This is a genomic window from Streptomyces sp. B1866 (assembly GCF_031932565.1).
Lineage (GTDB): Bacteria > Actinomycetota > Actinomycetes > Streptomycetales > Streptomycetaceae > Streptomyces.
Genome location: NZ_JAVSCF010000463.1, coordinates 1 through 2,303, shown reverse-complemented (window position 1 = coordinate 2,303; position 2,303 = coordinate 1). Strand labels below are relative to the sequence as shown.

Here is a 2,303-nt window from a genome sequence, read left to right as displayed (position 1 = left end):
GGGGCCGGCTCCGCGGCCTCGGGCGCCGTCTCCGCCTCCGGGACGGCGGGCGCGGGCTCGGCGGCGGCGGCCGCGGGCGCCCCCTTCGGCTCGTCGGCCGGGACGACGACCACGGCGTCCTGCTCCGCGTCCGGCTTCGGCGCGCCCGCCGGGGCGGTGGCCTTCCGGCCGGCCCTGCGGCGCGTACGGCCCCGGGTCGCCACCGCCTCGGCCTCCGCGGCGCTGGCGAACAGCTCCTCGTCCGGCTCGAACATCGGCGTCGACGGCGCCTGCGGCTCGGCCTCGGCGGCGCCGGGCACGGACTCGGCCTCCGGCTCGGTCTCGACGGCGTCCGGCTCCAGCAGGGCCACGGCCGCCTGCTCGACCTCCGCCTGGTGGGCGGCGCCCGCCTTCTTCCGCTTGCGCTTGCCGCCACCGCCGCCGGACGCCGCCGGCTGGTCCATGTGGACGATCACGCCGCGCCCGTTGCAGTGCACGCACGCCTCGGAGAACGACTCCAGCAGGCCCTGGCCGACCCGCTTGCGGGTCATCTGCACCAGGCCGAGCGAGGTGACCTCGGCCACCTGGTGCTTCGTACGGTCCCGGCCCAGGCACTCCAGCAGGCGGCGCAGCACCAGGTCGCGGTTGGACTCCAGCACCATGTCGATGAAGTCGATAACGATGATGCCGCCGAGGTCGCGCAGCCGCAGCTGGCGCACGATCTCCTCGGCCGCCTCCAGGTTGTTCCTGGTGACCGTCTCCTCCAGGTTGCCGCCCTGGCCGGTGAACTTCCCGGTGTTGACGTCGATGACGACCATGGCCTCGGTCCGGTCGATCACCAGGGAGCCGCCGCTGGGCAGCCAGACCTTGCGGTCCAGCGCCTTCATCAGCTGCTCGTCGATCCGGTAGGTGGCGAAGGCGTCGACGTCCGAGGTCCACTTCTGGAGCCGGTCGGCGAGGTCCGGCGCGACGTGCGAGACGTACCCGTGGATGGTCTCCCACGCGTCGCCACCGCTGACGATGACCTTGGAGAAGTCCTCGTTGAAGATGTCGCGGACCACGCGGACGGTCATGTCCGGCTCGCCGTACAGCAGCGTCGGCGCGTTGCCGCTCTTCGCCTTGCGCTGGATCTCCTCCCACTGCGTCTGGAGCCGCCGGACGTCGCGCGCCAGCTCCTCCTCGCTCGCGCCCTCGGCCGCCGTACGGACGATGACGCCCGCGTTCTCGGGGACGACCTTCTTGAGGATCTGCTTCAGGCGGGCGCGCTCGGTGTCCGGGAGCTTGCGGCTGATGCCGGTCATCGACCCCTCGGGCACGTACACCAGGTAGCGGCCGGGGAGGGAGACCTGGCTGGTCAGGCGGGCGCCCTTGTGGCCGATCGGGTCCTTGGTGACCTGCACGAGGACCGACTGGCCGGACTTCAGGGCGGTCTCGATGCGGCGCGGGCCGCCGCTGAGGCCCAGCGCCTCGAAGTTCACCTCGCCCGCGTACAGGACGGCGTTGCGGCCCTTGCCGATGTCGACGAAGGCGGCCTCCATGGACGGCAGGACGTTCTGGACCTTGCCCAGGTAGACGTTCCCGACGTAGCTGGTGGCCTGCTCCTTGTTGACGAAGTGCTCGACGAGGACGTCGTCCTCCAGCACCGCGATCTGGGTGCGCTCGCCGGACTGCCGTACGACCATCACCCGCTCGACCGCCTCGCGGCGGGCCAGGAACTCGGCCTCGGTGATGATCGGCACCCGGCGGCGGCCCTGCTCGCGGCCCTCGCGGCGGCGCTGCTTCTTCGCCTCCAGGCGCGTCGAGCCCTTGATCGACTGCACCTCGTCCGGGCCGGTGCCCGGCTCGTCCTTCCGACGCGGCTCGCGGACCTTGACGACCGTGCGCTCCGGGTCGTCGCCACCCTCGGCCTCCACGGCGTCGCCGCTGCGGCGGCGCCGGCGACGGCGGCGGCGGCTGCTGCTGGAGCCGCCCGCGGCGGGCTGCTCGTCGGCGTCCTCGTCGGCGTCCTCCTCGGCCGCCTCTCCCGGCTCGGCCCCGTCCCCGGCCTCGTCGTCGGTCTCGTCGGCGTCGTCCGCGTCCGCGGCCTCGCCACGGCGGCGGCGCCGGCCGCCCCGCCGGCGGCGGCGCGACGGGCGGTCGCCCGGCTCCTCGCCGTCCTCGGCCTCGGCGTCCGCCGTCTCGTCCTCGTCGGCGGGCTCCTCGGGGGCCTGGGCGGGACTCGCGGCCGGCTCGGCCTTCTCCGCCTCCGCGCGCTCCTCGGCGGCCTCTCCGGCGGCGCCGCGCCGACGGCGGCGACGGCGGCCGCCGCTGCCGGCCGCCGGGGC

The 2,303-nt window shown here is 74.8% G+C and carries 1 protein-coding gene; it reads right to left on the bottom strand.

All coding sequences use genetic code 11. The features are described from left to right. A partial coding sequence (locus RKE29_RS29420) for an Rne/Rng family ribonuclease (protein WP_312008765.1) occupies positions 1-2,303 on the bottom strand: 2,303 nt, incomplete at both ends.